Raw genomic sequence first — 24,835 nt, forward strand, 5'->3', positions numbered from 1 at the left:
CGGAAACCTATAAACAGGTTTCCGATTGTCTCTCATCAGAAGGATCGGTCAACTGATCCTTATCTGATCTACATTGCGCTTTTCGGTGGGCTTTTCTTTTGGGAATACGGTGCTTTAGGGAATGCAGTGTTTAAGAGGAGACGCTATTCAAACGTATTGGCCTTTTGCTTCAAAAACTCAACTCGAAGCGGCATCGAAGCTTTCTATTAGTTAGTAGTACTCGCATAAGTCGGGTTCCTCAAACAAAAAAGCCCTTTACATAAGTAAAAGGCATTTTTATTTTAGATTTTGATTAACGAGCTATAATACCAACCCACCGTCAATCTTGAGCACTTGGCCTGTGATGTAGGCGCTCTTGTCTGAGGTTAGGAAAGAGACGCCACTGGCAATATCTTGAACTGAGCCCATGCGCCCTAATGGGGTTTTGCCTTCCATCATTTGAATGACTTTCTCTGGCAGGTTCTTGGTCATGTCGGTGGCGATAAAGCCTGGCGCGACACAGTTGACGCGTATCTGTGCACCCTTTCTTGAAAGTTCTTTCGCCCAGCCTTTGCTCATTGAGATGACGCCGCCTTTACTTGCGCCGTAGTTGCTCTGGCCGATATTACCATCCGTTCCCACTATAGAAGAAATGCTAACAATACTGCCTGTGCCCTGCTCTAGCATGACAGGAGCAACACGTTGGGTGAGTAAGAACACCGCTTTTAGGTTCACGTCGATCACGCTGTCCCAGTCTTGCTCTAACATATCTGGCAACAATGCATCTCGAGTGATGCCCGCGTTGTTAACCAGAGCATCGATTCTTCCGTGCTGCTCTACAACACTTTCTACTACTTCACTGACGGCTTCGGCATCACACAAGTTGACTTGATAACTGCTTAGCTGCGCCGACTGACTCCATTCCACGGGCGCTATATCTAGCCCGACAACATGGAATCCATCCTCCAGTAATTGTTCACAAATCGCTTGGCCAATACCACGAGCCGCACCAGTGACTACTGCTACTTTTTCCGGTTTCATCTTGGTCTTCCTTAAATGTTGAGATTACAAATTCGCTTGTATCCCTAGCGTTTTTTGTTTTTATGCCTAGTCGCGTTACAACTGCGCTTCTCATACGCAGGGTCTTTTATATCTTATAAAAACTATAGAAACAGTCTGGGAGTCGGATGTGAACTAATCAAGGCAACTTGATGACTATGGCAAGATCAACGTAAGAAAGTGTGCTGGAGGGCGCAAAGTTAAACGATTGGAGGACTTGGATAGAAAAGTATTGGTCTGATTACTCAAATACTACTTCATCAAACCAATATTACTTGTCTCTTAATCTCTTACAAAAGCTGGTTTTGTTATTTTCACCAGAAAAGGCTGAAGCAAGAGATTAAACAACATGCCAGCAATAAACAGGGTGATCACAATACTCGCACCACTCGGTAAGTCATAGCGAGCCGATGCGGCAATACCCGATAAGATCCCAACAATACCAATGCTGATACTAGCGACAAAGAATCGAGTTCCCTTCAATGCTGCCGCACATAAAGCTGGAATCACCAACAAAGCAAATTCTAAATAAATGCCGGTTAACTTGACCGTAATGGGCATCAGAATAGCAAAGATCAGATAAAAACCACTACCGCGCATAAACGCAGGTTTTAACCAAACCAATAGCAACATCGCAGTGGTAATGAGTGCCAAAGGCCAAACGTCTGCCCAAGTCGCCCATAACAGTTGCCCATTAAGAATGCCTTGAATAAAGTCTCCGCCGTGTGGGTCTTTGCTCACCAGCAGGATTGCCAGCGATGCAGACACGACAAACAAGCTGCCAATCATGGGCTCTAAATGCTGCTGGTATCGTTTCTCCATTAAGGCGATCAAACCGCAAAGCATCAAAGACATCACCCAAGGGCCAATCATTTCGCCAAAGAATGAGCCTGAGAACAGCGCGTATTGGCTCAACCAGTAGTGGCTTAGTGCTGCCCCCAATGCCGCGACTTGCGCCACCGCCAAATCTATAAAGATGATCTGACGATTAAGAACTTGTTGCCCCAGAACGATGTTGCCAACTAACGCAATTAAACCACACAAAACCGCAGGTAAAAGCCATGCATAATCAGCCATGGCTTAGATCTTCTCAGGAACGGGCGGCACTAACACATCCAGTAAATCATCAATGACCTGATCGTACATCTCATCCAAGCTTTCACTCTCAGAAACGGTCAATGGCAGTTGAATCACAGGTTTGTCAGTATGATCTTGCAACCAGTTCGCTGGACGCTGATCCTGATGAGAGGAGTAAACAATCGCATCAAAACTGTCAGCATCTAACTTGGTGAGTGATTGCAGGTGAGATGTGGTCGGTGAAATGCCCGGTTTAGGTTCGAGATCGGCAATCTGCTTCATTCCGAGCCAATCGTACAAATAACGATACGTCGCGTGATAACCGACAACTTGCTTACCCTTTAAAGCAGCCCCTTTCTCATTCCATTCTTTAAGCTTTTTACGCCAATGAGCACGAAACTTCATACCATTCACTTGGTAACTTTGTGCGTTGTCGGGATCAATCGCTTTTAGGCGCTCCGTGACTTTACGAGATAATGGAATCATGTCATTTGCCGCAAATTGAACATGTGGGTTACCGTGAGCGTGTATATCTCCCATGCTACGGTCAACGTGAGCATGAGTATCTAACATGCGCACGAAGTCCGTCGCGTAGATCATGCTCGGCGCACCATTTTGCACCGCCGCATTGCTGCTACGAACTTGCAGCATAGGTAACCACCCCACCTCTAGCTCTGCGCCCGAACACATTGCCATGTCCGCTTGGCGCATCTTCGCAATCAAAGAAGGACGAGCTTGTACGTAATGTGGGTCTTGCTTAGCCGTTGTCGCTGAATAAATACTGGCATCTGGCGCGTGGCTTTCAAGAAAGGCTTTCCATTCTGGCTCACAAACGAAAATGTTTAGAGCCGAAGCAGGCGAAGCAATGATGGCAGCTCCTGCCGCCATCATCACCAAACTGCATTTATTTAATGTCAGCTTAGAACGCATGAGCACCGTGCGCTCCAAATGTCATCACGTATTGCAGAGTGAACACGTTGTCTGTCTCACTGTCTTGGTTATCAATGCGAGTGTATTGCGCACGGATAGTACCGAAGTGAGAAGAATCCCATGCGATCATCGCATCCATTTCTTTATCATTCAGCTCAGTAAAATGCATGTGGTCGCCATGTGCATGACCATCGTAGCTTTCTGCTTCGCCGTAACGTAGACCTGCTGACCAGCTTGGGTTGAAGCGATAAACACCCGAAACATAGTAAGCGCTTAAGTTGTCTGGTGACTCTGCATCGTTTTTATATTTGCTATCTACCACACCGTCTAACAGCATGTATTCAGCCGATAGCGTGAAGTTGCTGTATTTGTAATTACCGTCTGGTGCCCATTTCCAAACAAAATCAGCACCGTAAAGGTTCGCACCTGTCACTGCTGCGCCATGATGGTGATCGTGCTCATGCTCTTCTTCATGACCGTGGTCGTGATCTTCGAATTCTTTAACCTTGCCGTTTTCGTTACGCAGGTAACTTAAACCAAACTGCCAACTTGAAGATTCGGAGAAGTCACTACCAAGCTTCAGCGTCGTGGTGTACACGCCAACTTCAGAACCATCTTCGACAGAAGACATTTTGCTACCACTGAGCGCTTCTACACCAAGTTTTACATAAAGGTCGGTTGGCAACACGATGTTTGCACGTACACCATCATCGTAGTAGTGCGAGCCAAGGAAAGTACGATAAGCAATTGGACGCTCAACAAAGCTATCGGTGTGCATGTGTTGGTTGTTCAGGTAACCAAAGTCAGATAGGAATCGGCCAGCGCGCACGTTTACACCATATGGCAATGCCAAAGTTTCGATGAATGCCTCTTCAAGCTCTAATTCTGTCTCATCACCATGACTTTCAAGAACCGCGGTCAATGCGCCGTAAAACTTGTCGTCGATATTTGATGAGAAGTTTAATTCCGTATGGCCTAGACCAAAGCCTTCTTCGCGCTCAGAATTATGACGTTGGCCATCTTGGTAGTAGCCATCAACAACAACACCAATCTGTGGGTTCGATAGTGTGTCGGCAAAAACAGGGGATGCAAAAATGCTACCGATCACGAGAGACACCAATTTCTTATTCACTACTATTTCCTTTTTGTTATGTTATAACATTTAATTTTGCGATGTTATAATATAACAATTCTCATTACACAAGCAGAAATTTAAATTAGGCTCCGATTTCATGTTCGTACTCAATCCATGAATTGGGCTATCAACAAATGAATCAATTGATGTTTTTTATACGTATACTAATGAGAATTAGTAATTAAATAAGTAACGGAATTTCAATATGTTGAATATGGATTTTTCAAAAAGAATCGTGATAGATACTGCTCAACAGGAGTGGATCGCCAGCCCTTCCAAAGGTGTGTGGCGCAAACCTTTGGAACGAGAAGCCAAAGAATCAGGGCATACCACCAGCGTCGTTAAGTACGAGCCAAATTCGCAGTTTTCGACTCATCCTCACCCTCAAGGAGAAGAAATATTGGTGCTCGAGGGGGTATTCTCTGACGAATACGGTGACTATCCTGCCGGCACTTACCTTCGTAACCCTCCAGGAAGTCAACACGCACCATTTAGCAAAGAAGGCTGTGTGATTTTAGTTAAACTAAATCAGTTCGAATCTGAGGATCTTGAAACAGTTCGCATTAATACAAACCAAGCGAGCTGGCAGAGTGGTGTCGGTGGGTTGCAAGTCATGCCGCTGCATAATTTTGAGCACGAACATGTCGCATTGGTTAAATGGCCAAAAGGTAAGAAGTTTCAACCACACCGTCACTTTGGTGGTGAAGAAGTTTTCGTATTGTCAGGAGAGTTTAGAGACGAGCTAGGTACCTATCCCGCTCTCTCTTGGATTCGAAGCCCACATATGAGTGAGCATTTTCCTTTTGTAGAGCAAGAAACGATCATTTGGGTAAAAACTGGTCACCTGCCGCTCCAAGCTCCTGCTCAGCACTCCTAGTGTTTGCACACTTGGCATCGTCCATTGGAACTAAAATCGGCCCGCAATTTACGAGCCGATGATCATTTCGTCACTAAGAACCCATTATTCGCGAGTGGAGCCAGTCTTTGAGCTCAGCCCGGTTATGTTTTAACACGTTCATTTCGTGATCATCAATCGGGCTTCCTTGAAGTTCTAGTACGCGGATTTCCTTATCTAAAGCATTGTAGTTTTTAACGGTTTCAGCAAATGATGCATCGTTTTCGGTAAGCTGAGTAATGGTATCCAAATGTTCTGGGAATTCATGAGTTAATGAGTGATTTTCACCTAACATAGAGACCTCTTGGCTATTATTTGAGTACAAAATAGTGCCTAATTTTTGAGCACCACATGTATAACCGTAGCATCTAATGAGACGTTAATTCGTCGCACCGTCCACAAAAAGAACAACAAAGTTATTTTCAATTTTTCCTAGAAAGTGTTTTCTTTTTAGTCTCAATAGTCGAATGCAAAAGATGCCACTATGATCGTTCTATATTAACCTTCAACAATGAGAGCGATCATGCGAAAGACAATTCTAGTTACTGGATCTACTGACGGTATTGGTTTAGAAACCGCGAAAATGTTAATTAACCGTGAACAACACGTAATAATCCATGGCCGGAATATAGAGAAAGTTCAACAAGTTGAGCAAAGTTTGAGGGAGATGAAAAGTGGTAAAGTTGAAAGCCTTGTTGCTGATTTATCCTCTCCCAATGCGGTAAAACAGATAGTGATGGAGATAACAGAACGGTTCAATCATTTAGACGTCATCATTAACAATGCTGGTGTGTACGCAACACCAAATCCAAGAACTAAAGAGGGTCTTGATGTACGCTTCGCAGTCAACACCATTGCTCCCTACTTACTCACTAGAGAGCTATTGCCGTTGCTCGGAGATACGGGTCGTGTGGTTAATTTGTCTTCAGCTGCACAAACAACAGTAAACACTAGCGCTTTACTCGGTAACAAACCATTGTCAGATGGCGAAGCATATGCCCAAAGCAAATTGGCATTAACGATGTGGTCACGAGCAATCGGACTAAAGCTTAAGAACACTGGCCCTATGTTGGTATCAGTAAACCCAAAATCATTCCTAGGTAGTAAGATGGTTAAAGATGCTTATGGGGTTGCTGGTGGTGATATCCGCTTAGGAGCAGATATTCTAACTCGCGCTGCGCTATCAGAAGAGTTTGCTCAAGCGCATGGTATGTACTTCGATAATGACATTGAAGCATTCGCGCCCCCACACCCTGATGCATTAGATCAAAGCAAAACACAGCAGATAATTGATACTATTGAATTAATCTTAAGCAAACTCTATTAATAACAATTAAGAATTATCTTGAGGTTCGTTTTTATTCGGACCTTAAAAACAATGTATTCGATAAGTGAAACTTGTTATCACTTTTCCGCAAACTCCCAATAAGGTGGCGTACCATAGTATTCAGCAAAGTAATCAATAAAGGCACGCACCTTAGGCGCAATTAAACGAGAGCTTGGGTACACAGCCCAAATCCCAGCATCCATCGCTAAAGGGTGATCTTCGAGTACTTCCACTAGCTGACCACTTTGTAATTCTTGATAAACACTCCAAACCGAGTTGATAGAAATACCTAACCCGTTTACCGTCGCGTCTCTCATCGCATCACCATTATCAGTTTTAAAACGACCAGAAGTTCTTACATTGACCATTCCATCTTTTGTATTGAATGACCAATTATTCATTCCAACTAAGTTAATACACTCATGATTCGTCAAGTCTTGGGGCTTGTTGGGTCTTCCAAATTGTTCAATATAATCTGGTGATGCAACGATAATACGACGATCTGGCGCAAGCTTTCTTGCGACCAATGAAGAATCTTTCAACTCAGCGACACGAATGGCGACATCAAAACCTCCCTCAACCAGATCCATAATGGAATCAGAAAATCGGCAGTCCACGGTTAACCCTGGGTAACGCGCCATAAAACCTTTTAATGCGGGCACAATATGCAAGCGACCAAAAGTTGCAGAGGCGGTTATACGTAATACTCCCGTTGGCGCACTCTGCCCTGAGCCAACAGCTCCCCTTGCTGCCTCCACTGTTGCAAGGACCTCCTCCGCGTGAGGTAAAAAAGCCTGCCCTTCTTCAGTTAAGGAAACTTTGCGTGTGGTGCGATGAACTAAACGAACTCCTAAGCTGTCCTCAAGTTTGTTGATGTGCGCACTAGCGACAGCAGGAGAAAGTCCAAGCTCCTGACCAGCCATGCTGATGTTGTGTGTCGAAGCCAAACGGACAAATAGCTTTACATGATCGATGTTCATTTAATTTTCAATTATTTGTAAAAAATCACCATATAGAGCTTAGCATTTTCTTCCTTACGGATAGTAAATAAATACTCCAGTTAGAAAAAACTGATGGGCAGATAGAAGTCCAGCTCAAACGCCTCATCATGGCTAAGGAAATGGTTTTTATGATAGTGAACATAAGCGGGAGTAGAACGCTGCTTAAAGCCTGAATTCGGCAACCACTTTTCTAACACCATACTCAATTGAGGAAGAAGCTCTCCATATACCCCTGTTAAGCGAAAAACAGCATGCAAACCACCCGGAATCGTCATTTGATTCACGACACCGCGTACTTTAAGCGGCTTATCAATCGCCATACAAGCCACATAGCGACACTTATCGAGCTCAACCCAAGCGGGGTTGGAGTGATGCAAACCGTATTGAACCGAAAAGTCCCGATTCTCAGAGCTTGCCCACGCCTTCAAAATCAGCCACGCATTGCGAATGGAACGGCTATAACCCTCATGCCGCACATAAGCCGCAAAGCGTTGTGGAACCTCCATAATTTTAGGTTCTGGCAACTCGCGTTTAGCAACCCGATGATAACCCGCAGCCACTTCCGGATCTTTTAGATACGGCTTTTCTGCGACTTGTAAATCATGTTTTCGCCACGCGCCAGGAGACATAGCGAACGTTGCTCTAAACGCTCGGCTAAAAGAAGATACCGAGCTAAAGCCGCACTTGTTAGCAATGTCTAACACCGATGAGCTGGTATCAAACATCAGTTGATTGGCGGCGTATTCCATTCTTGTGCGACGGATATATTGATGGACAGACTCCCCTACCACATCTTTAAAAATACGATGGAAGTGCTGTTCAGAATAGGCTGCTACATCTGCTAGCTCTTTAGCCGATAAATCTCTGCTAATGTCTTGGTGAATGTAAAACAGCACGTCATTGATTCTGGAAACTTGTTGATGGCTCACGGAGTAAACTTTCGCTTAAATAGCATAAATGGACATGTTTAACAGCATAAATGGACACACCAAGCTTGGCAATTTACCTATACTATTTCTGACATAAAAAAGACATTTACGAGAAGCACAGCACATGGAAATCGCACAGTCATTACAACAAACTAAGTCATCCTACATCCGAGAGATCCTCGCAGCAGCGAGCGATAAGAACGTCATTTCTCTTGCAGGTGGCTTGCCGGACGAAAAAACCTTCCCGATCGACTTAATGAAACCGACGCTCGAAAACCTCGCGAATATGCCAGAGGTGTTTCAATACGGCGCAACAGCAGGCTACGCCCCGCTACTTAACTTTTTGACCGATTATTACCAGCTGCCGGAATCTCATTTGGCTATGATCACAACGGGCTCTCAGCAAGGGCTAGATTTGATTGCGCGTGCGTACGTGAATCCGGGCGATAAAGTGGTGATGGAAGCACCGAGCTACCTTGGTGCTATGCAAGTATTCGGTCTAGTGCAAGCCAACATCGTGACCGTTTCACAAACCGAGTGTGGTCCAAACCTTGAAGAACTTGAACAATGCTTTGCTACACAGCAACCGAAAATGTTCTATGCTGTGCCCGATTTTCACAACCCAACGGGCGTGTGCTGGGCGCTAGAGACTCGCCAAAAAGTTGCCGAGCTTTGTATACAATACGACGTGGCATTCATTGAAGACGCACCATACCGCGAGCTACGTTTTTCTGGTGAAGCGCTTCCACTGGTTTCGGACTTCTGCCCACAGCACTCCATCGTATTGCGCTCTTTCTCCAAAATAGCTTCACCAGGCTTGCGTATTGGTGTAGTTACGGGCAAGAGTAGCTACCTTGAGCCACTCATCAAAATTAAACAAGGTGCCGATCTGCACTCTAGTATTCCTATGCAAGCTTTGCTGCATGGTCTACTGCAACATGACAACTTCGAAACGCACATTTCAACCATCTGTGCGCTTTACAAATCACGTTACGATGTCATGTTTGCTGAACTGCAAAAACAGCTGCCAGAAAGTTGCGTACTCAAACCCGTCGATGGTGGCATGTTCGTTTGGGTCGAGATTCCAGAATGCGACACCTTCGAACTGGCGAAAAACCTTCTCGCAAACTGGGTTGCCGTAGTGCCGAGCCCGGTCTTTTATCCAGAAGGTTCAAAGGTAAAAGCCGCTCTGCGTCTTAACTTTACCAATGCCACACCAGAAGAACTGACGACAGCTGTCTCTCGACTCGCGGATGTCCTCAACACGTTGTAATTGAACGCGAGTGTAAGAACCTGCCTTTGAGATTCAAAAAAAGTCTCAAAGGCAGCATCAAAAAAGTTCCCCAAAAAAATTTATATTTTTCCTTCAAATCAACTCTCTACAGTAAGTGCCTGTTTTCTCTTGAACCTCTCACTCATATAAAAATGAGAACTCAATCACGTATTTGATGGTTAGAAAAGTTACGTCTATCTTTCAGTCAAAGACATCAACTTCGCAGCGTTAATGCTCTCAATTTCAGACACTTTATCAATCGTGGCTTAGCGGTTGATAAACGACTAAAAAAGCATCTGTGGGCATACCCACTACGAAGGGTTGACCAGAACCATTCTGAATGTCGCGAGCCAATCTTTTGATTGGCAATTACGTCAGTGAATCGCACCAAATGACAGAGGGGTTATCAGGATGAATACTCGAATCACGACAGGACTTGTCACCATCGGCTGGTCCGTTACACTTTCACTTTTTACCGCATTCGCCGCATATGCCAATACGTCGCCAAACTGTAGTGACGTATTAGCGGGCAACACAACCGCCGCATCGCAAAAAATGATGGTTTTATTGGGCGAAGACATCACCAAATCCAACCGTATCACTACGGTGATTCCTGCCGAAAACAATCCATTTGTGACCGAAGAACTGGTTTCGGTTTCTAACGACGTATCGCCAAACGGTCGTCTTTCACAAAAGAGTTTGGAAGAGATTCGGAAAGTCCGCTCAAATCTAGAGAAAGCAGCACAGGAAGTAAGCCGATTACAGGGCACTTTTGAAGTGGCTTTCATCAGTTTGATTGATGGTTACTGCCAATTTTCTAATCATAAACGTACTCAACATGCCAAAATCGACTTTGACCATTTGGAAGGCCTCACTTTGTATTCAATCCCCGCTTTAATAGCAATGGTCGATCAGTCGTACTACATGGCAAAGAATCGAATCGCTAATGAGCAGAAACAGTTAAGCGACATTGAAAAAGAGAAACAGAGGCAGAAACATCAAGCAACTGCGGCGGCAGCCGCTCGTTACCAAGACAGTAACGTACTTGTAAGAGTCGAGAACTTTGATGGCGCTAATGTGACATTTTCCGTTACTAACATTGGATCACAAGGATCATTACAACCAAATTTCAACACGTTTAATGCATATCGCACAGAAAGTGGAGAATTAATCTACAAGTCAGAATCTTTACTACACCTGGCGGATACTGCAGGTAACACACTTGAAACAATGGGTATCGCTGAGCTCTCATCACAAGGTGGAAGTGACATATCGATCTCTCCTGGAGAAACCCGAAAATTCGTTACTAGCATTGCTTCAGAAGTCGCGCCACATACGCAGTTGAGCTTAGAGTTTCCAGCCAAAGTGCTTAATACCGAGCGAGACTTTACATTGTTGTTTTCTGATACATCAGCGGTGGCGACAGCAAACGTCAATTAACGCAAAGTCGCCAGTATTTGTAGAACGCATCAAAGACAGGCGAGCAGCGCCTGTCTTTCAATGATGAGCAAGCAAATCGCTACTGTTTGCACTTGTAAGCATTTGCAAACATCGTCACTGACGTAGAAAAGCTCAACGGTTGATATAAGTACAAGGTATCCGCGCCTAAATCCGCCGCCTTGATGCGCATTTGGTTTAGCGTACCCCAAACCATGTCTTTATCTGTGTGAAGCCAGTAGTCGTAAAAGTGTCCTTCTGAGCCGATCACGGTACCCATTAGTTCACAGTTTTCAATCGCATTCACATTGTCCCAAAGCACCTGTACTTGCTCAGATTCTTGAGTTGGGAACGTCACACATCCCGTTAATGATGCCGCTAACGCGAGACACATCACTCGCTTTTTCATACTTATATCGCCAAAATTTTTCATAGATGGCAGATTTTATGAATGGCTGATGTGATGACTAGCAAAAACTTTTTATCGCGTGTTCAAGCAGAATTAATGGACAACGGAAAAGATCCAAAAGGTGATCATGCAGCTAGCGAGCAAAAACCTAATAATCACAGACCTAGCAATCAAGCTGTATCTGAGATACAACAGTAATGATTAAATAGCCGCGAGGGATAGAGTTTGGTTGCTAAAAATAAGCTAATTCGCTACACAGCTACGGAAGTCGCTGATGCATTTGACAAAGAAGATGAGCTCATTAAACAAGTTCAGTCCAACCAACTCTCGCAAGTGCTATTGCTTTGGCAAGTAAAAAGTCCAACGCTCGTGCTTCCCGCTGGTAAGAAATGGCCAGTGTCTAATGAGTTAGAACATGCGTTAAATACGTCTGGCTGGAAGCTCTTTTCTCGTAAAACCGGTGGTGCCCCAGTCCCTCAGGTGCCAGGTATTATCAATCTATCTCACATTTACCACTGGCCAGAAGGCGAGCCTTACAACATCAAAAAAGCGTATCTCGATTTATGTGCGATATTAACGGTTTTCTTTAAACAGCTCGGCGTGAAAGTGGATGTTCATGCTACGCCTTATTCCTACTGCGATGGCGAGTACAACCTCAACATTGGCGGGCAAAAAGTCGTGGGAACCGCGCAGCGTGTTTTACTTAAAAAAGGCGGCGGACAAGTGGTATTGTCACAAGCATGCATTCTGATTGATGCCGACGTCGGGAAGATTGTCGAACCAGTACGAATGTGTAATCAGCTTTGCGGTCACAGCGATGATATTCGTGGTGATGTCCACACACCGCTCTTCCATCATGTATCCGACCGCCCATCGGTAGATTCGCTCTTTCAGCAATTGACGAGTGCGTTTTTAACGCATGCAAAAAGCTGAGTAATGAAAGGAGCAAGCCTCCCCCACACTCCGAACAGCATTTGATAAACTCAAACTACATACCGTGATAGCGATGTAAGAATGGGCACCGCCAACGTAAAACCATTCAATCGTTCGACCAAACCAGTTATCAGTTTTGCCTGCCAAAAAGAAATGAGATCCAGTTCAAATATTTATCCATGACGGAATTAGTTGAAGCCTGCGCTTAAAAGCCTCAGAATGTCGCACTTTTCGCACCGATTTGTTTTCGGCGCGTTGTTATCTAACTCTACAATTGAGAATCATACATATGGGTTTTACCTCGTTAGGTCTATCTGCTCCAATCCTTAAAGCTATTCAAGAGAAAGGCTACGACACCCCTTCGCCAATTCAGGCAAAAGCAATTCCTGCTATTTTGGAAGGGAAAGACGTAATGGCAGCAGCGCAGACTGGTACAGGTAAAACCGCAGGCTTTACGCTACCGATTCTTGAGCGTTTATCGAACGGCCCTCGCGTTCGTGCTAACCAAGTTCGTGCACTTATCCTGACGCCAACGCGTGAACTTGCGGCTCAGGTGCAAGAAAACGTGTTTATGTACGGCCGTCACCTTCCACTAAGCAGTGCAGTTGTTTTTGGTGGTGTGAAGATCAACCCGCAAATGCAGCGTCTTCGCAAAGGTGCGGATGTGCTGGTAGCAACACCAGGCCGCCTGATGGATTTGTACAACCAAAATGCGGTCAAATTCGACCAACTGGAAGTGCTAGTACTGGATGAAGCAGACCGCATGCTGGATATGGGCTTTATCCGTGATATTCGCAAAATCCTAGCTCTGCTACCAAAACAACGTCAGAACCTACTGTTCTCTGCGACTTTCTCGGATGAAATCCGCGACCTTGCGAAAGGCTTGGTGAACAACCCGGTTGAGATTTCAGTGAACCCGGCAAACTCGACGGCGAGAACGGTTGAGCAAAGCATCTACCCAGCAGACGTGAAGAAGAAAGCACCGATGTTGGTTAAATTGATCAAAGACGGCGATTGGAAGCAAGTGCTGGTGTTTACGAAAACGAAACACGGCGCAAACCGTCTGGCGAAGTTCCTGATCGAACAAAATCTACCGGCTGCTGCCATCCACGGCAACAAGAGCCAAGGCGCACGTACCAAAGCACTGGCGGATTTCAAATCGGGTGAAATTCGTGTGTTGGTCGCGACGGACATTGCTGCGCGCGGTATCGATATTCCGCAATTACCGCAAGTGGTGAACTTTGAGCTACCGAAAGTGGCAGAAGACTACGTTCACCGTATTGGTCGTACTGGCCGCGCGGGCGAAGTAGGTAAAGCGATTTCACTGGTGTGTGCGCTAGAAGCATCTGAGTTGTTTGCGATTGAACGTTTGATTCAAGAAGTACTACCACGTAAAGAGTTGGAAGGTTTTGCGCCAACCAATGTGGTGCCAGAATCTAAACTGGATACGCGCCCAATCAAACCGAAAAAACCTAAGAAGCCAAAAAAACCAAAAACGCCAAATGCTGCAAGTGAAAACGCTCCAGCAACCGAAAAGAAAACAGGCAATGGTGCAAACAAACCTAAGCGTCGCTTCAACGGTGGTAACAACGGCAACAAAAACAGCACCAACCAAGGCGGTGCGGGCAAGCCTAAAGGCAACCGTGAAGGCCAAGGTCGTGCAAACAGTAAACCAGATGACCGCAAACCTAACGGCAACAAGCCAAATGGCAATAAACCGAGTGGAAATAAACCAAACGGTAATAAGAGTGGCAACGCTGGTAAACCGTCTGGTAACCGCAAGCCAAACAATGCTAAACCTGCAGGAAACAAACCATCAGGTCAGCGTCGTAAGCCTCGTCCACAGGCCACAAACTAATCTGCAAACAGCCCGATAGAAAATACAACAAAGCCGCTGATAATCTCAGCGGCTTTGTCTTTCTTAGAACACAGTTTTTAGAACACAGCTTTGTTAAAACAGCCTACATTAAAGGTGTGATTCGAATATCTGCGATTTGCGCTTCGTTCTTTTCACCCTCAATACCACCTGCGTAGATGTAGGTTTCATTCGATTTGAGGTAACTCATATTGAAGTGGTCCTTCAGCGCGACCTGATAGGTTTTTCCCTGCTCCAACGTCACCTCAATTGGCGTTGAGTAACGCATACCTTGGTTTTCACCAATATGGCCCATCTGCAAGTAACCTTGACCAACCACTTTACCTGCATCATCCAATACCTCTAACAATTTCACGGTGTTCGTGATGCCAGTATTAAGTTGCCCTAGGTTATTGTTGTACCAAGCATTGAACTGGTAAGTGCCCGTTACAGGGGCTGTAAACGACTCTGCACCTTTTACGATGCCACTGTCTTTACTCACCGTAACCACTGAGACATTGTCTTTGAGTGGCTGATATTCGCTATCAAGTTTGATGCGGATCTCTTCACCGACACAAACAGGTTGGCTTGGGTTAGAACGGAAGCCTTTATCGTTAATGCTTTCAGCCAAATAACAAGCAAAACCTGTTGGCGTATCGGAATAAGATTGAGCAATCACGTTCTTTTGAATCAGCTCGCCATTGCGATACAAGTTCACGTTGTACTTACTCGTCACGTCAATCGAAACCGAATTATCAACGCTTTTTACCACCAATGTTGGCTCTTGCGGAGAATATACGCGACTATCTTCACTTGCGTACGGTTTCACACCAGAAACTAAAGTAATGCTGCTATCTACATTCACAAGCGCGCCCAATGTCACGTGGAAATGCCCCTCTTCGTCCATCGTGACATTTTCAACTGGGTAGTAACCTGTTTCATCTTTGCTTACTTCAGGCAAGTCAATCGTTACCGAGTAGTTCTTTCCTTTGAAGGCAAAGTTTTCCAACGTGATTTGTTCAGACTGAGCCAACAAGTTATTGCGCACCCAACTTGTGATAAACGGCTTCACTTCCAACTTGCCCGTTTCGGTATGGATGCCGAATAGGGTCTCTACCACCATGTTCAAGTAGCCACCCACAGACCAAAGCTGACGCTGAGAGTTAATAACTGGGCCATCCATGCTTGGATCTTCACCATGATCACTATGGATGATGAATGACTTACCAGAAAGCCACTCTAAGTTTTCCATGTTGGATAAATTAGTTGCCGTACCACGAACCAACGATTGAATGGCATTGTTCGCTGCTGCCACATTTTGTGTTTGATGCGCGGCGCGCAAGCTGTACGCGGTAACAAATGGCCAAATTGCGCGATTATGGTACACAGGCACGTCCGGTTGTTGAGGGAAGTAAACCGGCACGCCAAACTCACTGTGTGGGTAATTGGCCATGATTTGTTTCGCCTGCGCATCACTTGCCACGCCACTGATGATCGCCAACGCTTCGCCCAACATATCGTATTTGTCGACCGCGATGTCTTTGCCATTGTCAAACAAATAGCTTACGTACATACCGCGTTCGGCATTCCAAAACTGCTCGTTGATAGCGGTTTTTAACTGCTCAGCCCACTCGGTGTATTTGACCGCGTTGGTTGAATCGTACTTCTCTGCCAACTTAGCCGCGAGCTGAATCGCGCGGTAGTGAACCACGTTTGTCGATAACGCTTTGCTGCTACCAATCGCATTGACATCGTTTGGCGTCCACGTTGAGTAAGTTTGCTCACGCCAGTCGAGGAATGATTGCTCACCAGTGTATAAACCGGATTTCGCATCAAAAGCCGCCAGGCGATCGGCTTCAAGTGTATTACTGATAGCGTTATATGCGCGCTCGGCAAACTGGTTGTACTCTTCCCCATTCAATGCCGAAAGTAAGCGTTCTGCACCAAGCGCCCAAGTCGTGCGGTCGGTACTGATTGGCCAACTGCCGCCAGTGCCCGTGTCTTGCACAATCTGCTCGCCATCGTATTGCTGATCGGTCGTGTCGCGGAAAGCAGACAATTTGAAATTCAAACCATTTTGCACCCGAGTTGGATTCATCAATGCAAGCGAAAGGTCTGCTGCGTACGCCAAATCACGCGTCCACACGTAATGCCACTTCGCGCCCGTCTCAAAAACTTCCGCTTTGATTGGGTTGTTGTAGTTGTAATTGCCGTCTTTGATTTCAGAAACAGCAAGCTGGTCTAGCTCTTTCATCGTCAACGCAAACAACGCGTCAAACGCGACATCATCCGACACCACTCGCGGCCCTGCTTGCTCATTAATCACTAAGCCTTGGTCGAGCGCATCACGCAATTCTGTCGTCGTTGAAATACCAAATTCACGCAGTTCAGCTTTAGGATCTTTCACCGAGAAAATCACGGTATCACTCGAGTCATCGTAATTGGCGAACAGTTTCACTTCTCTGCTCTGATGCCCTTCATGCACCATTGCAGGGTCGAGAATCGCATCAGAGTAGTATTTTTCCGCTTCTTCTTGCGTTGCTTTCGTCACAGTCATTGTCGCGCGACTTTCATCGGCAAAGCTCACAGAAAACTTGTAATACCCTTTGTCTTCAAACGTGATCTCAGAGTTGCAATCATCGTTCATACACGCTTCATTCGTGTCTGGTTTTGGCAGGTACTCCTGAGCTTTATCGAACGCCGCGGGCTCCTCAAAATAGGTGTATTGGATCTGCCAACCCGGATCAGCAATCTTGAACTGATTGCTACCTCGAGCGACGCGCAGTACGGTTTCGTACTCGTTATTACCCAAATAGTTTAGCTTGGCATGCTCTGCCGTGCCCCAATCCCCATTTAAACCACGTAAATATAAGTCGGCTGAAATAATTGGTTTGTCGACCGGCACAGGCGCATCAGAGGAATCAGACCCACATCCAGCAAGACCAATACAAGACGCGACAGCAAGCGCAATAAAACTCGGTTTCATGTTCATCCCTTAGATTGTTGTTTTGGCGACAGTCTAAAGAACACCTTTTTGAGGGGAAAATAGGAAGTCAGGAGCGAGCTATAGATAACATCTATACGTCAGACCCCAACAGTGATGTAGATCTATGAAATGCGCATAATTTCAATCAAATGAGATTACAGATTTGTGATTTATAAATGAAATTGTGCAAAATACCCCTCGTTCTTAGAGGGGAAAGAAAATGGACAAATCTCTGCAGCAATTTTTACTGGTTGCACGCTGCCAAAGCATCAGCGCTGCGGCAAGAATGGCAGGGTTAAGCCAGCCAACGGTAACAAGCAATTTAAAGAAGCTGGAAGAGAATCTCGGCGTGACGCTGTTTGAACGTCATCCTAATGGCATGGTGTTGACCGAATACGGACGCATCCTCTATCGCCATAGCAACGCGATGCAGCATGAATACAACCAAATGATGCAAAGCATTGATGAACGGAAACAGTATCAAGTCGGAAAAATTAAAATGGGTACTGGCGATGCGTGGTGGCCGCTGTTCGTCAAACAAGCACTCAATGAACATCTGACCAAGCAGCCATCGGCATCTACACACGTCGAATTTGGCAACCACTTAGGCTTGATGGATTCATTAATCAACGAACAGATTGAATTTTTCATCGGCCACGAGATTGTCGGCTTGTCGTCTAAATGCGATGTTACGTTTATTCCGTTATTTCAAACGGTTGATGCCTATTTTGTTTCCCCAAACCATCCACTGCTAGGTAAAGCCGTCACCGAAGAGATGCTGCACGAATACCCTGCTCTTTCGGTCACTTATGACGCTAAGAAATTCGCTCACGTCATCGATAACCCAATCCCGAAACAAAATGAACGCGAAAGGCAGCAACTGGATGACAGACCGACTTACGAAGTGGATTCTCTGCTCGCCAGTATTGATGTACTGAAAGAAAGCGTCGCGGTGATGTCTTATACCGGCCACCTCAAACCGTATTTGGAATCCTTTGGCTTACGATGCTTAACCATGGAAAACGAACCAAACCCTGGCACCGTCGGGATTTATCGCCACCGCCGAGAAACCTCTGAATCGCATCTAGATCTGATTGCTGGCATCACTCAGCGCGCTAAATTACTCAACTAGAAAGTCCAAAAACAGGCGAACTCTTTTCGGTTGATATTGGCGGCTTTGATAAATGACATGTAGATCCGCTTCAGCGCCTTGCGAAAAGGCGCTGAAGTTTTTCATATACCCATCCAAAACCGTTACTAAACGTTGCTGTTTGAGGTCTTGCTGAATATCTAAAATCGATTTCAACGCAATCCCCGCCCCCTCCAACGCCCATTGTCGAATCACTTCACCATCATCAGAAAAGCGCTTTGGCGTGACCGTGATCGTTTGGTGAGACTCTTCATCTTTAAAGTGCCACGTTTTTAATTCTTCATTGCTGCGCACCATGGCTAAGCAGCGATGGTCCGCGAGATCTTGAGGACAGTTTGGGACACCTTGCTTCGACAAATAATCAGGTGACGCGCACAGCACACGTTGACTCGATGCTAGCTTGCGCGAAATGAGATTACTGTCCGCTAACTCACCGTAACGAATCACTAAATCGAGCCCCGATTCAGCCAAGTTCGATAAATTGTCATTAAGGTAAAGATAAGGCGTCACATCCGGATATTGCTCAGAAAAAGCCGACACCATCGGCGAAATAATTTGTTTGCCAATATCTCGTGGAGCTGAAATTTTCAACGTTCCGCGCACTTGCGAAATACCCGTTTGCAGCAAGTTTTCCGTCTCTTTCACGCTATCAATGATGTTCAGACAAGCTTGATGGTACATTGCCCCGGCGTCCGTGAGTGATACATGGCGGGTACTTCGGTTGAGCAGCTTTACGCCATAGCGTTCTTCTATCGCTTGCAGCCTTGCCGTTACCGTCGCCGGAGATAAACCTAGCTCCCTTCCCGCCGCTGCCAGACCTTGATGTTTAACGATGCTGACAAACAACGTCATATCCGAAAACTTATCCATCTTCGCGCCCTTATTGTTTAGAAAAACTGAATAATCAATTCAGATATTACCCAATTATCAAATTAAGTCGAATCCATATACTGGCCCTATCGACATTGTTTAGACCCAGAGCGTTATGTGACAGGGCAAAGTTAAACGCCGTAACGCTGTACAACGCACAACAACACGCCCTGTCCAGCCAGAGATAGGAAACAAAACATGAAACTGTACATTTATGAACATTGCCCCTTTAGCGCCCGCGTCCGTTTTGTTGCAGGCATACTGAATATTCAGCTCGACGTCATCAACATTGCTTATGACGACGAGAGCACCACCACAAACATCATCGGCGCAAAACAAGTTCCTCTTTTGATCAAAGACGATGGTGAAGCCATGGCGGAAAGCTTAGACATCATCAACTACTTCCTTGAATTGGCATCTTCCAGCGAAAACAGCCAACCCTCGACACTGGTTTTAGACTGGCAAAAACAAGCGTTTTTACCGCTACAAAAAGTCGGGTATCCGCGTTGGTCAAACATGACGTTACCGGAATTTGCAACAGAAACCGCTAAACAAGCATGGCGTGCAAAAAAAGAAACCGAAGCGTTAAATTTTGAAGCCTTGATTAACGATACACCTGCGATTGCGAAAGAAGTCGCCGCTTTGATAGAACAAACCAAACCCTTGCTCAACCTAAGTTCAGAAAAGCAAACGTCACTGGTTGATCAAGCCATTATGTTTTCCATTCTACGCGGCTTTTTCAGTGCGCCCGAAGTGCAATGGGATCCAGCCGTACTTCACTGGATGGCAACCGCTCGTAAAGCGACCAACGTGCCTGTACTTATCTAAGGAGCGCAACATGCAACAAAGAACAAATAAGCTGTTTGAGCCAGCTCAACTGAAATCGTTGTCACTACAAAACCGTATTGTCATGGCACCAATGACTCGCGCACGCACCACTCAGCCGGGCAACATCCCGAATGAGATGATGGCAACGTATTATCAACAGCGCGCTTCTGCCGGACTGATCATTTCCGAAGCCACGCAAATTTCGGACGATTCTCAAGGCTATTCGTTCACCCCTGGCGTTTACACCGATGCGCAAGTGGCGGGCTGGCAAGGTGTGACCCAAGCGGTCAAATCACAAGGCGCAGCGATGTTTTGTCAGCTATGGCATGTGGGCAGAGTGTCTCACCCAACATTCCAAAATGGTGAACAGCCTATCGCGCCATCTGCGCTCGCTCCGGTAGAGACGCAAGTTTGGATTGCAGATGAACAAGGCAACGGCAATATGGTCGATTGTGTTGAGCCTCGCGCCATGACACAAGCAGATATCAACCGAGTTGTCGGTGATTTCGCGAACGCAGCCAAACGCGCCATTGAATCGGGTTTTGATGGTGTAGAAATCCACGGCGGGAATGGGTATCTGATCGATCAGTTCTTAAGAACCAACTCAAACCATCGAACAGACAACTACGGCGGTTCACGAGAAAATCGTATCCGTTTTCTTATCGAAGTAGTGGAGGCAGTTATCGCCGCTGTTGGTGCGCATCGAGTTGGAGTGAGATTGGCACCATTTATTACGTTTAAAGATATGGACTGCCCAGATATCGTGCCAACAATCTTGGAAGCATCAAAACAACTGCAGGATCGTGACATCGCCTACTTGCACTTGTCCGAGGCTGATTGGGCCGATGCCCCAACGATTCCAGAGACGTTCCGAATCGAACTTAGAAAGCGCTTTCGCAACGCTATCATTGTCGCAGGTCGCTACGATCCTCAACGAGCAAACGAAGTATTAGAGAAAGGCTACGCGGATCTTGTCGCATTCGGACGGCCATTCGTAGCAAACCCAGACTTAGTCTCTCGCTTGCAACATCACCATCCGTTGGCAGAACTCGATGGCTCAACGTTGTTTGGCGGAAACGAACGAGGCTACACCGATTACCCTGCTCTGCAACAGGAATGCGCAGAACAGGCCTAACAAAAAAGCCCCAACCTAGCAGCTACGGTTGGGGCTGTCACCAAACTAAAATTGGTTTTAGCTAGCTTAATCTGGCTAAGAGTTAAATCACTTCTAACGCGCCGCAGCGCCAAGGTTCGATAACGACTTTGATGTGGTCATTTGGCGTCATTAACTGTCTAAACGCGTCTTCGACACCGTCGATTCCCACTTTGGCGGTGAGCATTTTCTGCCAAGGCAACTTGTGTTCGGCAATCGCTTGTAGGCATTGCTCAAACTCGTGCGGTTGGTAGTAGTAAGAGAATCTCAAGTCGAGCTCTTTTACCGTCGCGTACGCGTAGTTAATGATTGCGGGTGTCGTATGGATACCCGAGATGACGATTCGCGCTCGGGCAGGGGCGCGGCGCATAAAATCGTCAATCAAGGTATGCTTGCCCACACACTCATAAATGACCAGACGTGAGTTCATCGCGTACTGCTCACCAACGGCGATCTCGTCTTCCTTGGTCGGGTTGATCAATCGATTTGCGCCAAACTCGCTGGCAAGTTGCAGCTTTTCTTCCTGAAGATTGACCGCAAGAATATTGCTGACGCCACGTTGTTTCAGTGCAGCAATCACCGCCAGCCCTATAGGACCGCAACCGACAACCAGCGCTGTTTCTTCCGTCTCGATTTCACTGCGATTGACCGCGTGCAAACCGACCGCCAGTGGTTCAGTCAGTGCCGCCGCCTCAGATGGCATTCCGTCTGGCACAGGTAGCAATAACGCTTCATCAAGCAGGAAGTACTCAGAGTAAGCGCCATAAGTACCCGGAGTAACACCAACGCCCGCGCCATTTTGGCTGAGCAACATCGGCACTGAGGTGACTCGGCTACCAACGGACAACGTTTGCTGCGTATCGGCACCGTATTCGATAATTTCCGCACAGAACTCATGCCCCAACATCACTTGAGCGTGCTCACCGGCTTCATCAGGCATCAACCCGAGCTGGTGGAATACATCAAATACCTCATCCGCGTGTCGAGTAATGTGAAGGTCGGAGCCACAAATGCCACAGGCAAGGCTGCGAACCAACACTTGTCCCGCTGCAGGTTTAGGGATTTCGACTTGCTTCAGGCGGACACTACCATCTTGCATTACGATACTGTTCATCTGTTGCATGGGGTTACTCCGCTAGCTCATCGCTTAGGCCAGCAATCGCACCCGGTTTGATGTAACGCGCGGTAAAGCCTTGTGCTTTCGCTGTTGCAATAACAACTTGCTCAATCCAACCTGCATCCATGATGTTGATGAAGTTACCTTCTTCGTCAAAGTTAATGTTGGCACCTTGGATCACCATAAATCCGTCGGCACCGCCTGAGCTTTCAGGGCAGTGGAAGGTATGAATTGAACCGCCCGGCTCATATAAGTAGCTGCCAGCGGTTTGGACTTGGTCCGGATACTCGATGTAGTGCCAAGCGCCACTCAGGGTATAGAAATGCACCACACCAGTGTGGTAGTGCTTAGGCAGAGTGATACCCGGTTTGAATTTGGCGCGAACCACCCAAGTCCCGTTTTCTGGATCAAGAAACAACGGGTAAACATCCACACCCGGTAACGCGTCTTCGATGATCGACTCTTCATTAGTATTAAGAGTTAATAAGAAATCTTGGTGCTGAATAACTTCTGGTAATGACATAACTTACATCCTCGCTATTGCTGTAATGTGGCGTACTCGCCTATCCCATAAGTGGGTACTTAAAATTCTCGAAACCGTCAGATGCGCTGATGGTACAACCGTTGATACAGTTGGCTTTCTCGCTGACCAGAAACGCCACCACATCAGCAATCTCTTCTGGTTGTGTGAAGTTTTGACGCATCTGTTCTTTGCGGATGTGGTCCCACAGGCCAATCTCTTCGTATTGCCTTAACATCGGAGTATCAACGCGTCCCGGAGCGACAGCGCAAACACGAATACCCAATGGTGCGAGTTCTAATGCGGCGCATTTGGTCATCATATCGACTGCGGCTTTACTGACGTTGTAGGTAAAGGTCATCTCAGACGCCATTCGTGCGTAAACAGAAGAAGTATTGAGGATCACGCCCGGCGTGCCTTGCGCTTGGAATTGTCTTCCAGAGGCAAGAATGCCGTAGTAAACGCCATTTTGGTTGACCTTAGAGATCGGCTCAAAATCGGCAATTGGGTCGTGGTCAAGCAGAGGTTTCGGTGCACCGATGCCCGCGTTGTTGACCATGATGTCAAGCGAGCCAAACTGTTCGACCGCGTACTTCACCATGGCTTCGACTTGTTGGTAATCGGTGACGTCCGCAACAAAGGTTTCCAACTGCTTAGGGCCAAAACTTGCGTACATTTGCAGTGATTGCTCTGAAATATCGACAGCAAGCACTTTGGCTCCTTGCTCTCTTAGCTTTGCAATAATAGCTTGCCCAATTCCACCCGCAGCGCCAGTCACGATGGCCGTTTTATTGATAAGTTCCATACACCTTCTCATTCATGCGTTTTTGTTATCAAAATGTAACCTAGATCAACTCACTGACACTCACTTGACCTTTTGCGAAGTAAATTTGACACATTGCGATTTACAACCTGTTAACATTTAAAAATCGAGACATGTATATCGTACGAAGTGGCGCTGCCGATAAATTTGATAGCTTGGTTTCCGAACTGGGGCAGAATCCGGTTGAGATTATGGCTGCCGTCGGGCTGTCTGCGGCGCAGTTTCGCAATCCCGATACGTATCTCGCCTACCCTAGGCTGGCTGAATTGCTGGAGGAAGCGGCTGCTCGTTGTCAGCAACCGTTGTTTGGTGCGTTACTCGCTGAGCGTCAAAACCTACAAAGCTTGGGGGACTTACCAATGCTGGTTTCTCGCGCGGAAACGGTTGGTGATGCCTTGGCGCGGGTGAATGATTTTCTCTATCTACATTCGTCAGGGGTAACTCTCAACATGACGCCACAAGATGATTGGGTACGGTTGTCGCTCAATATTGATGTGCACAGCGAACGAGGTATCGCGCAGTTGATGCAGCTCAGTGTGTCGCATCTGGCGATGTTTGTTGCGAGCTTACTTGATATTGAAGCAAGTCACTTCGCGCTACATTTGACTCAACACGCAACATTGGAAGTAGAAAAAAGCAAGTTTGCCCAGCAGAACAAACTGCGTTTCGGTGATAAGTTTGACGGTATCCTACTTAAAGCGACTCTGCTTAACGCTAAGAACCACCAAGATGAAGACGCACTAGAGCGCCATTTTCAACAGCACCTCAAAGAGCTGCAAACCCGTTACCCCAACAATCTCAGTGACCAAGCAGCAAACATGATTGGCCGTCTGCTCTCAACCGGAGAATGCAGCGTTGAGCGCGTTGCAAGAGCATTGGATCTGCATCCGAGAATGCTGCAAAACAAGCTGAAACAACAGGGCACAAATTATCGGCAGCTTTTACAACAAGTGCGTCAGGATTTCGCCGAACAGCGATTGCATGAGAATATTCAGAGTATTACCGATATCGCGTTGCAACTGGGCTATGCAGAAACTGCGGTCTTCAGCCGCCACTTTCGTCGCTGGACGGGAAAATCGCCAAGGCAACGGCGACAAGAAAAAACTCAGTTACAAACGTTTAAGCCCATCAGATAAAAGCATAAATAAC

25 protein-coding genes are annotated in these 24,835 nt (G+C 46.4%); 12 read left to right on the forward strand and 13 right to left on the reverse strand.

Annotated elements, in window-relative coordinates; all coding sequences use genetic code 11:
- On the forward strand, positions 1-210 hold a 210-nt coding region (locus tag R7Z41_RS09145; protein WP_318136350.1), incomplete at its 5' end, for a hypothetical protein.
- A 90-nt stretch (positions 211-300) separates the two neighbouring features.
- Here R7Z41_RS09145 and fabG read toward each other — a convergent pair.
- From fabG to R7Z41_RS09165, 4 genes are all read right to left on the reverse strand, one after another.
- The gene (gene fabG / locus R7Z41_RS09150; protein WP_206970363.1) at positions 301-1,020 is read right to left on the reverse strand and encodes a 3-oxoacyl-ACP reductase FabG; all 720 of its coding nucleotides are present in this window, start codon (positions 1,018-1,020) and stop codon (positions 301-303) included.
- A 300-nt stretch (positions 1,021-1,320) separates the two neighbouring features.
- Positions 1,321-2,115 (reverse strand): metal ABC transporter permease, encoded by a 795-nt coding sequence (locus R7Z41_RS09155; RefSeq protein ID WP_206970364.1) that lies wholly within the window; start codon positions 2,113-2,115, stop codon positions 1,321-1,323.
- A 3-nt stretch (positions 2,116-2,118) separates the two neighbouring features.
- Positions 2,119-3,045, reverse strand: coding sequence for a metal ABC transporter solute-binding protein, Zn/Mn family (locus tag R7Z41_RS09160; RefSeq protein WP_206970366.1), 927 nt, complete (start codon positions 3,043-3,045; stop codon positions 2,119-2,121).
- The gene (locus tag R7Z41_RS09165) at positions 3,035-4,177 is read right to left on the reverse strand and encodes a hypothetical protein (RefSeq protein WP_017633595.1); all 1,143 of its coding nucleotides are present in this window, start codon (positions 4,175-4,177) and stop codon (positions 3,035-3,037) included. Before R7Z41_RS09165 ends, R7Z41_RS09160 begins: the two co-directional genes overlap by 11 nt.
- 208 nt (positions 4,178-4,385) lie before the next feature.
- On the opposite strand from R7Z41_RS09165, the gene R7Z41_RS09170 reads away from it, so the two are divergent.
- Entirely contained in the window at positions 4,386-5,057 is a 672-nt protein-coding gene (locus tag R7Z41_RS09170; protein ID WP_206970367.1) for a cupin domain-containing protein, read from the forward strand.
- Between the two features lie 73 nt (positions 5,058-5,130).
- Here R7Z41_RS09170 and R7Z41_RS09175 read toward each other — a convergent pair whose 3' ends face one another.
- Positions 5,131-5,370: a YdcH family protein gene (locus tag R7Z41_RS09175; RefSeq protein WP_005373737.1), complete on the reverse strand. Its 240-nt coding sequence runs from the start codon at positions 5,368-5,370 to the stop codon at positions 5,131-5,133.
- A gap of 228 nt (positions 5,371-5,598) precedes the next feature.
- Between R7Z41_RS09175 and R7Z41_RS09180 the strand changes: the two genes are divergently transcribed.
- Positions 5,599-6,402 carry an SDR family NAD(P)-dependent oxidoreductase gene (locus R7Z41_RS09180; protein ID WP_025767963.1) on the forward strand — a complete coding sequence of 268 codons (804 nt, stop codon included), beginning with the start codon at positions 5,599-5,601 and terminating at the stop codon, positions 6,400-6,402.
- 77 nt (positions 6,403-6,479) lie between these two features.
- Here R7Z41_RS09180 and R7Z41_RS09185 read toward each other — a convergent pair whose 3' ends face one another.
- Together R7Z41_RS09185 and R7Z41_RS09190 are read right to left on the reverse strand one after the other, a co-directional pair.
- Positions 6,480-7,382, reverse strand: a complete 903-nt coding sequence (locus tag R7Z41_RS09185) for a LysR family transcriptional regulator (RefSeq protein WP_206970368.1) — start codon at positions 7,380-7,382, stop codon at positions 6,480-6,482.
- Positions 7,383-7,462: 80 nt separating this feature from the next.
- A complete protein-coding gene (locus R7Z41_RS09190) occupies positions 7,463-8,332 on the reverse strand; it encodes a GyrI-like domain-containing protein (RefSeq protein WP_033906341.1) in 870 nt (289 codons plus the stop codon).
- Between the two features lie 124 nt (positions 8,333-8,456).
- Here R7Z41_RS09190 and R7Z41_RS09195 point away from each other — a divergent pair, with 124 nt between their 5' ends.
- The gene (locus R7Z41_RS09195) at positions 8,457-9,605 is read left to right on the forward strand and encodes a PLP-dependent aminotransferase family protein (protein WP_017819834.1); all 1,149 of its coding nucleotides are present in this window, start codon (positions 8,457-8,459) and stop codon (positions 9,603-9,605) included.
- A 411-nt stretch (positions 9,606-10,016) separates the two neighbouring features.
- Positions 10,017-11,045, forward strand: coding sequence for a hypothetical protein (locus tag R7Z41_RS09200; RefSeq protein WP_206970369.1), 1,029 nt, complete (start codon positions 10,017-10,019; stop codon positions 11,043-11,045).
- Between the two features lie 79 nt (positions 11,046-11,124).
- Here R7Z41_RS09200 and R7Z41_RS09205 read toward each other — a convergent pair whose 3' ends face one another.
- Positions 11,125-11,451 carry a DUF4156 domain-containing protein gene (locus R7Z41_RS09205; RefSeq protein WP_206970370.1) on the reverse strand — a complete coding sequence of 109 codons (327 nt, stop codon included), beginning with the start codon at positions 11,449-11,451 and terminating at the stop codon, positions 11,125-11,127.
- Positions 11,452-11,493: 42 nt separating this feature from the next.
- On the opposite strand from R7Z41_RS09205, the gene R7Z41_RS09210 reads away from it, so the two are divergent.
- The 3 genes from R7Z41_RS09210 (at position 11,494) to R7Z41_RS09220 (ending at position 14,242) form a co-directional block, all read left to right on the forward strand.
- Complete coding sequence (locus R7Z41_RS09210; protein WP_206970468.1) at positions 11,494-11,649, forward strand: hypothetical protein; 156 nt, start codon at positions 11,494-11,496, stop codon at positions 11,647-11,649.
- A gap of 27 nt (positions 11,650-11,676) precedes the next feature.
- Positions 11,677-12,384, forward strand: a complete 708-nt coding sequence (locus tag R7Z41_RS09215; RefSeq protein WP_225477489.1) for a biotin/lipoate A/B protein ligase family protein — start codon at positions 11,677-11,679, stop codon at positions 12,382-12,384.
- A 289-nt stretch (positions 12,385-12,673) separates the two neighbouring features.
- The gene (locus R7Z41_RS09220) at positions 12,674-14,242 is read left to right on the forward strand and encodes a DEAD/DEAH box helicase (protein ID WP_064369387.1); all 1,569 of its coding nucleotides are present in this window, start codon (positions 12,674-12,676) and stop codon (positions 14,240-14,242) included.
- 103 nt (positions 14,243-14,345) lie between these two features.
- Here the strand turns inward: R7Z41_RS09220 and R7Z41_RS09225 are convergent, their stop codons facing one another.
- On the reverse strand, positions 14,346-17,225 hold the full coding sequence (locus tag R7Z41_RS09225; protein WP_225477491.1) for an amylo-alpha-1,6-glucosidase: 2,880 nt from the start codon (positions 17,223-17,225) through the stop codon (positions 14,346-14,348).
- A 220-nt stretch (positions 17,226-17,445) separates the two neighbouring features.
- On the opposite strand from R7Z41_RS09225, the gene R7Z41_RS09230 reads away from it, so the two are divergent.
- A complete protein-coding gene (locus R7Z41_RS09230) occupies positions 17,446-18,357 on the forward strand; it encodes a LysR family transcriptional regulator (RefSeq protein ID WP_225477493.1) in 912 nt (303 codons plus the stop codon).
- Here the strand turns inward: R7Z41_RS09230 and R7Z41_RS09235 are convergent.
- On the reverse strand, positions 18,346-19,245 hold the full coding sequence (locus R7Z41_RS09235) for a LysR family transcriptional regulator (RefSeq protein ID WP_318136351.1): 900 nt from the start codon (positions 19,243-19,245) through the stop codon (positions 18,346-18,348). The two genes, R7Z41_RS09230 and R7Z41_RS09235, sit on opposite strands and share 12 nt — an antisense overlap.
- Positions 19,246-19,443: 198 nt before the next feature.
- Between R7Z41_RS09235 and grxB the strand changes: the two genes are divergently transcribed.
- Both grxB and R7Z41_RS09245 read left to right on the forward strand, forming a co-directional pair.
- The gene (grxB, locus tag R7Z41_RS09240) at positions 19,444-20,073 is read left to right on the forward strand and encodes a glutaredoxin 2 (protein WP_225477497.1); all 630 of its coding nucleotides are present in this window, start codon (positions 19,444-19,446) and stop codon (positions 20,071-20,073) included.
- Between the two features lie 10 nt (positions 20,074-20,083).
- Entirely contained in the window at positions 20,084-21,208 is a 1,125-nt protein-coding gene (locus tag R7Z41_RS09245) for an alkene reductase (RefSeq protein WP_225477499.1), read from the forward strand.
- Between the two features lie 82 nt (positions 21,209-21,290).
- Here R7Z41_RS09245 and R7Z41_RS09250 read toward each other — a convergent pair whose 3' ends face one another.
- The 3 genes from R7Z41_RS09250 to R7Z41_RS09260 are packed head-to-tail and all read right to left on the reverse strand — an operon-like array spanning position 21,291 to position 23,668.
- Positions 21,291-22,349, reverse strand: a complete 1,059-nt coding sequence (locus R7Z41_RS09250) for a zinc-binding dehydrogenase (RefSeq protein WP_318136352.1) — start codon at positions 22,347-22,349, stop codon at positions 21,291-21,293.
- 4 nt (positions 22,350-22,353) lie between these two features.
- A complete protein-coding gene (locus tag R7Z41_RS09255; protein WP_023585584.1) occupies positions 22,354-22,866 on the reverse strand; it encodes a 2,4'-dihydroxyacetophenone dioxygenase family protein in 513 nt (170 codons plus the stop codon).
- Positions 22,867-22,906: 40 nt separating this feature from the next.
- A complete protein-coding gene (locus R7Z41_RS09260) occupies positions 22,907-23,668 on the reverse strand; it encodes an SDR family NAD(P)-dependent oxidoreductase (RefSeq protein WP_225477501.1) in 762 nt (253 codons plus the stop codon).
- Between the two features lie 131 nt (positions 23,669-23,799).
- On the opposite strand from R7Z41_RS09260, the gene R7Z41_RS09265 reads away from it, so the two are divergent.
- The gene (locus R7Z41_RS09265; protein ID WP_222716433.1) at positions 23,800-24,822 is read left to right on the forward strand and encodes a helix-turn-helix domain-containing protein; all 1,023 of its coding nucleotides are present in this window, start codon (positions 23,800-23,802) and stop codon (positions 24,820-24,822) included.
- Positions 24,823-24,835 lie beyond the last annotated feature (13 nt).

It is taken from the genome of Vibrio sp. 1457 (assembly GCF_033340195.1).
Taxonomy (GTDB): domain Bacteria; phylum Pseudomonadota; class Gammaproteobacteria; order Enterobacterales; family Vibrionaceae; genus Vibrio; species Vibrio alginolyticus.

Excerpts from the sequence above, each read along its gene's own strand:
- R7Z41_RS09155 (WP_206970364.1), bottom strand. The coding sequence starts at position 2,115 with ATGGCTGATTATGCATGGCTTTTACCTGCGGTTTTGTGTGGTTTAATT.
- R7Z41_RS09205 (WP_206970370.1), bottom strand. The coding sequence starts at position 11,451 with ATGAAAAAGCGAGTGATGTGTCTCGCGTTAGCGGCATCATTAACGGGA.
- R7Z41_RS09235 (WP_318136351.1), bottom strand. The coding sequence starts at position 19,245 with ATGGATAAGTTTTCGGATATGACGTTGTTTGTCAGCATCGTTAAACAT.
- R7Z41_RS09260 (WP_225477501.1), bottom strand. The coding sequence starts at position 23,668 with ATGGAACTTATCAATAAAACGGCCATCGTGACTGGCGCTGCGGGTGGA.
- R7Z41_RS09195 (WP_017819834.1), top strand. The coding sequence starts at position 8,457 with ATGGAAATCGCACAGTCATTACAACAAACTAAGTCATCCTACATCCGA.
- R7Z41_RS09220 (WP_064369387.1), top strand. The coding sequence starts at position 12,674 with ATGGGTTTTACCTCGTTAGGTCTATCTGCTCCAATCCTTAAAGCTATT.
- R7Z41_RS09180 (WP_025767963.1), top strand. The coding sequence starts at position 5,599 with ATGCGAAAGACAATTCTAGTTACTGGATCTACTGACGGTATTGGTTTA.
- R7Z41_RS09210 (WP_206970468.1), top strand. The coding sequence starts at position 11,494 with ATGGCTGATGTGATGACTAGCAAAAACTTTTTATCGCGTGTTCAAGCA.
- R7Z41_RS09265 (WP_222716433.1), top strand. The coding sequence starts at position 23,800 with ATGTATATCGTACGAAGTGGCGCTGCCGATAAATTTGATAGCTTGGTT.
- R7Z41_RS09200 (WP_206970369.1), top strand. The coding sequence starts at position 10,017 with ATGAATACTCGAATCACGACAGGACTTGTCACCATCGGCTGGTCCGTT.
- R7Z41_RS09185 (WP_206970368.1), bottom strand. The coding sequence starts at position 7,382 with ATGAACATCGATCATGTAAAGCTATTTGTCCGTTTGGCTTCGACACAC.
- R7Z41_RS09225 (WP_225477491.1), bottom strand. The coding sequence starts at position 17,225 with ATGAAACCGAGTTTTATTGCGCTTGCTGTCGCGTCTTGTATTGGTCTT.
- R7Z41_RS09255 (WP_023585584.1), bottom strand. The coding sequence starts at position 22,866 with ATGTCATTACCAGAAGTTATTCAGCACCAAGATTTCTTATTAACTCTT.
- fabG (WP_206970363.1), bottom strand. The coding sequence starts at position 1,020 with ATGAAACCGGAAAAAGTAGCAGTAGTCACTGGTGCGGCTCGTGGTATT.
- R7Z41_RS09230 (WP_225477493.1), top strand. The coding sequence starts at position 17,446 with ATGGACAAATCTCTGCAGCAATTTTTACTGGTTGCACGCTGCCAAAGC.
- R7Z41_RS09170 (WP_206970367.1), top strand. The coding sequence starts at position 4,386 with ATGTTGAATATGGATTTTTCAAAAAGAATCGTGATAGATACTGCTCAA.
- R7Z41_RS09160 (WP_206970366.1), bottom strand. The coding sequence starts at position 3,045 with ATGCGTTCTAAGCTGACATTAAATAAATGCAGTTTGGTGATGATGGCG.
- R7Z41_RS09245 (WP_225477499.1), top strand. The coding sequence starts at position 20,084 with ATGCAACAAAGAACAAATAAGCTGTTTGAGCCAGCTCAACTGAAATCG.
- R7Z41_RS09250 (WP_318136352.1), bottom strand. The coding sequence starts at position 22,349 with ATGCAACAGATGAACAGTATCGTAATGCAAGATGGTAGTGTCCGCCTG.
- R7Z41_RS09175 (WP_005373737.1), bottom strand. The coding sequence starts at position 5,370 with ATGTTAGGTGAAAATCACTCATTAACTCATGAATTCCCAGAACATTTG.
- grxB (WP_225477497.1), top strand. The coding sequence starts at position 19,444 with ATGAAACTGTACATTTATGAACATTGCCCCTTTAGCGCCCGCGTCCGT.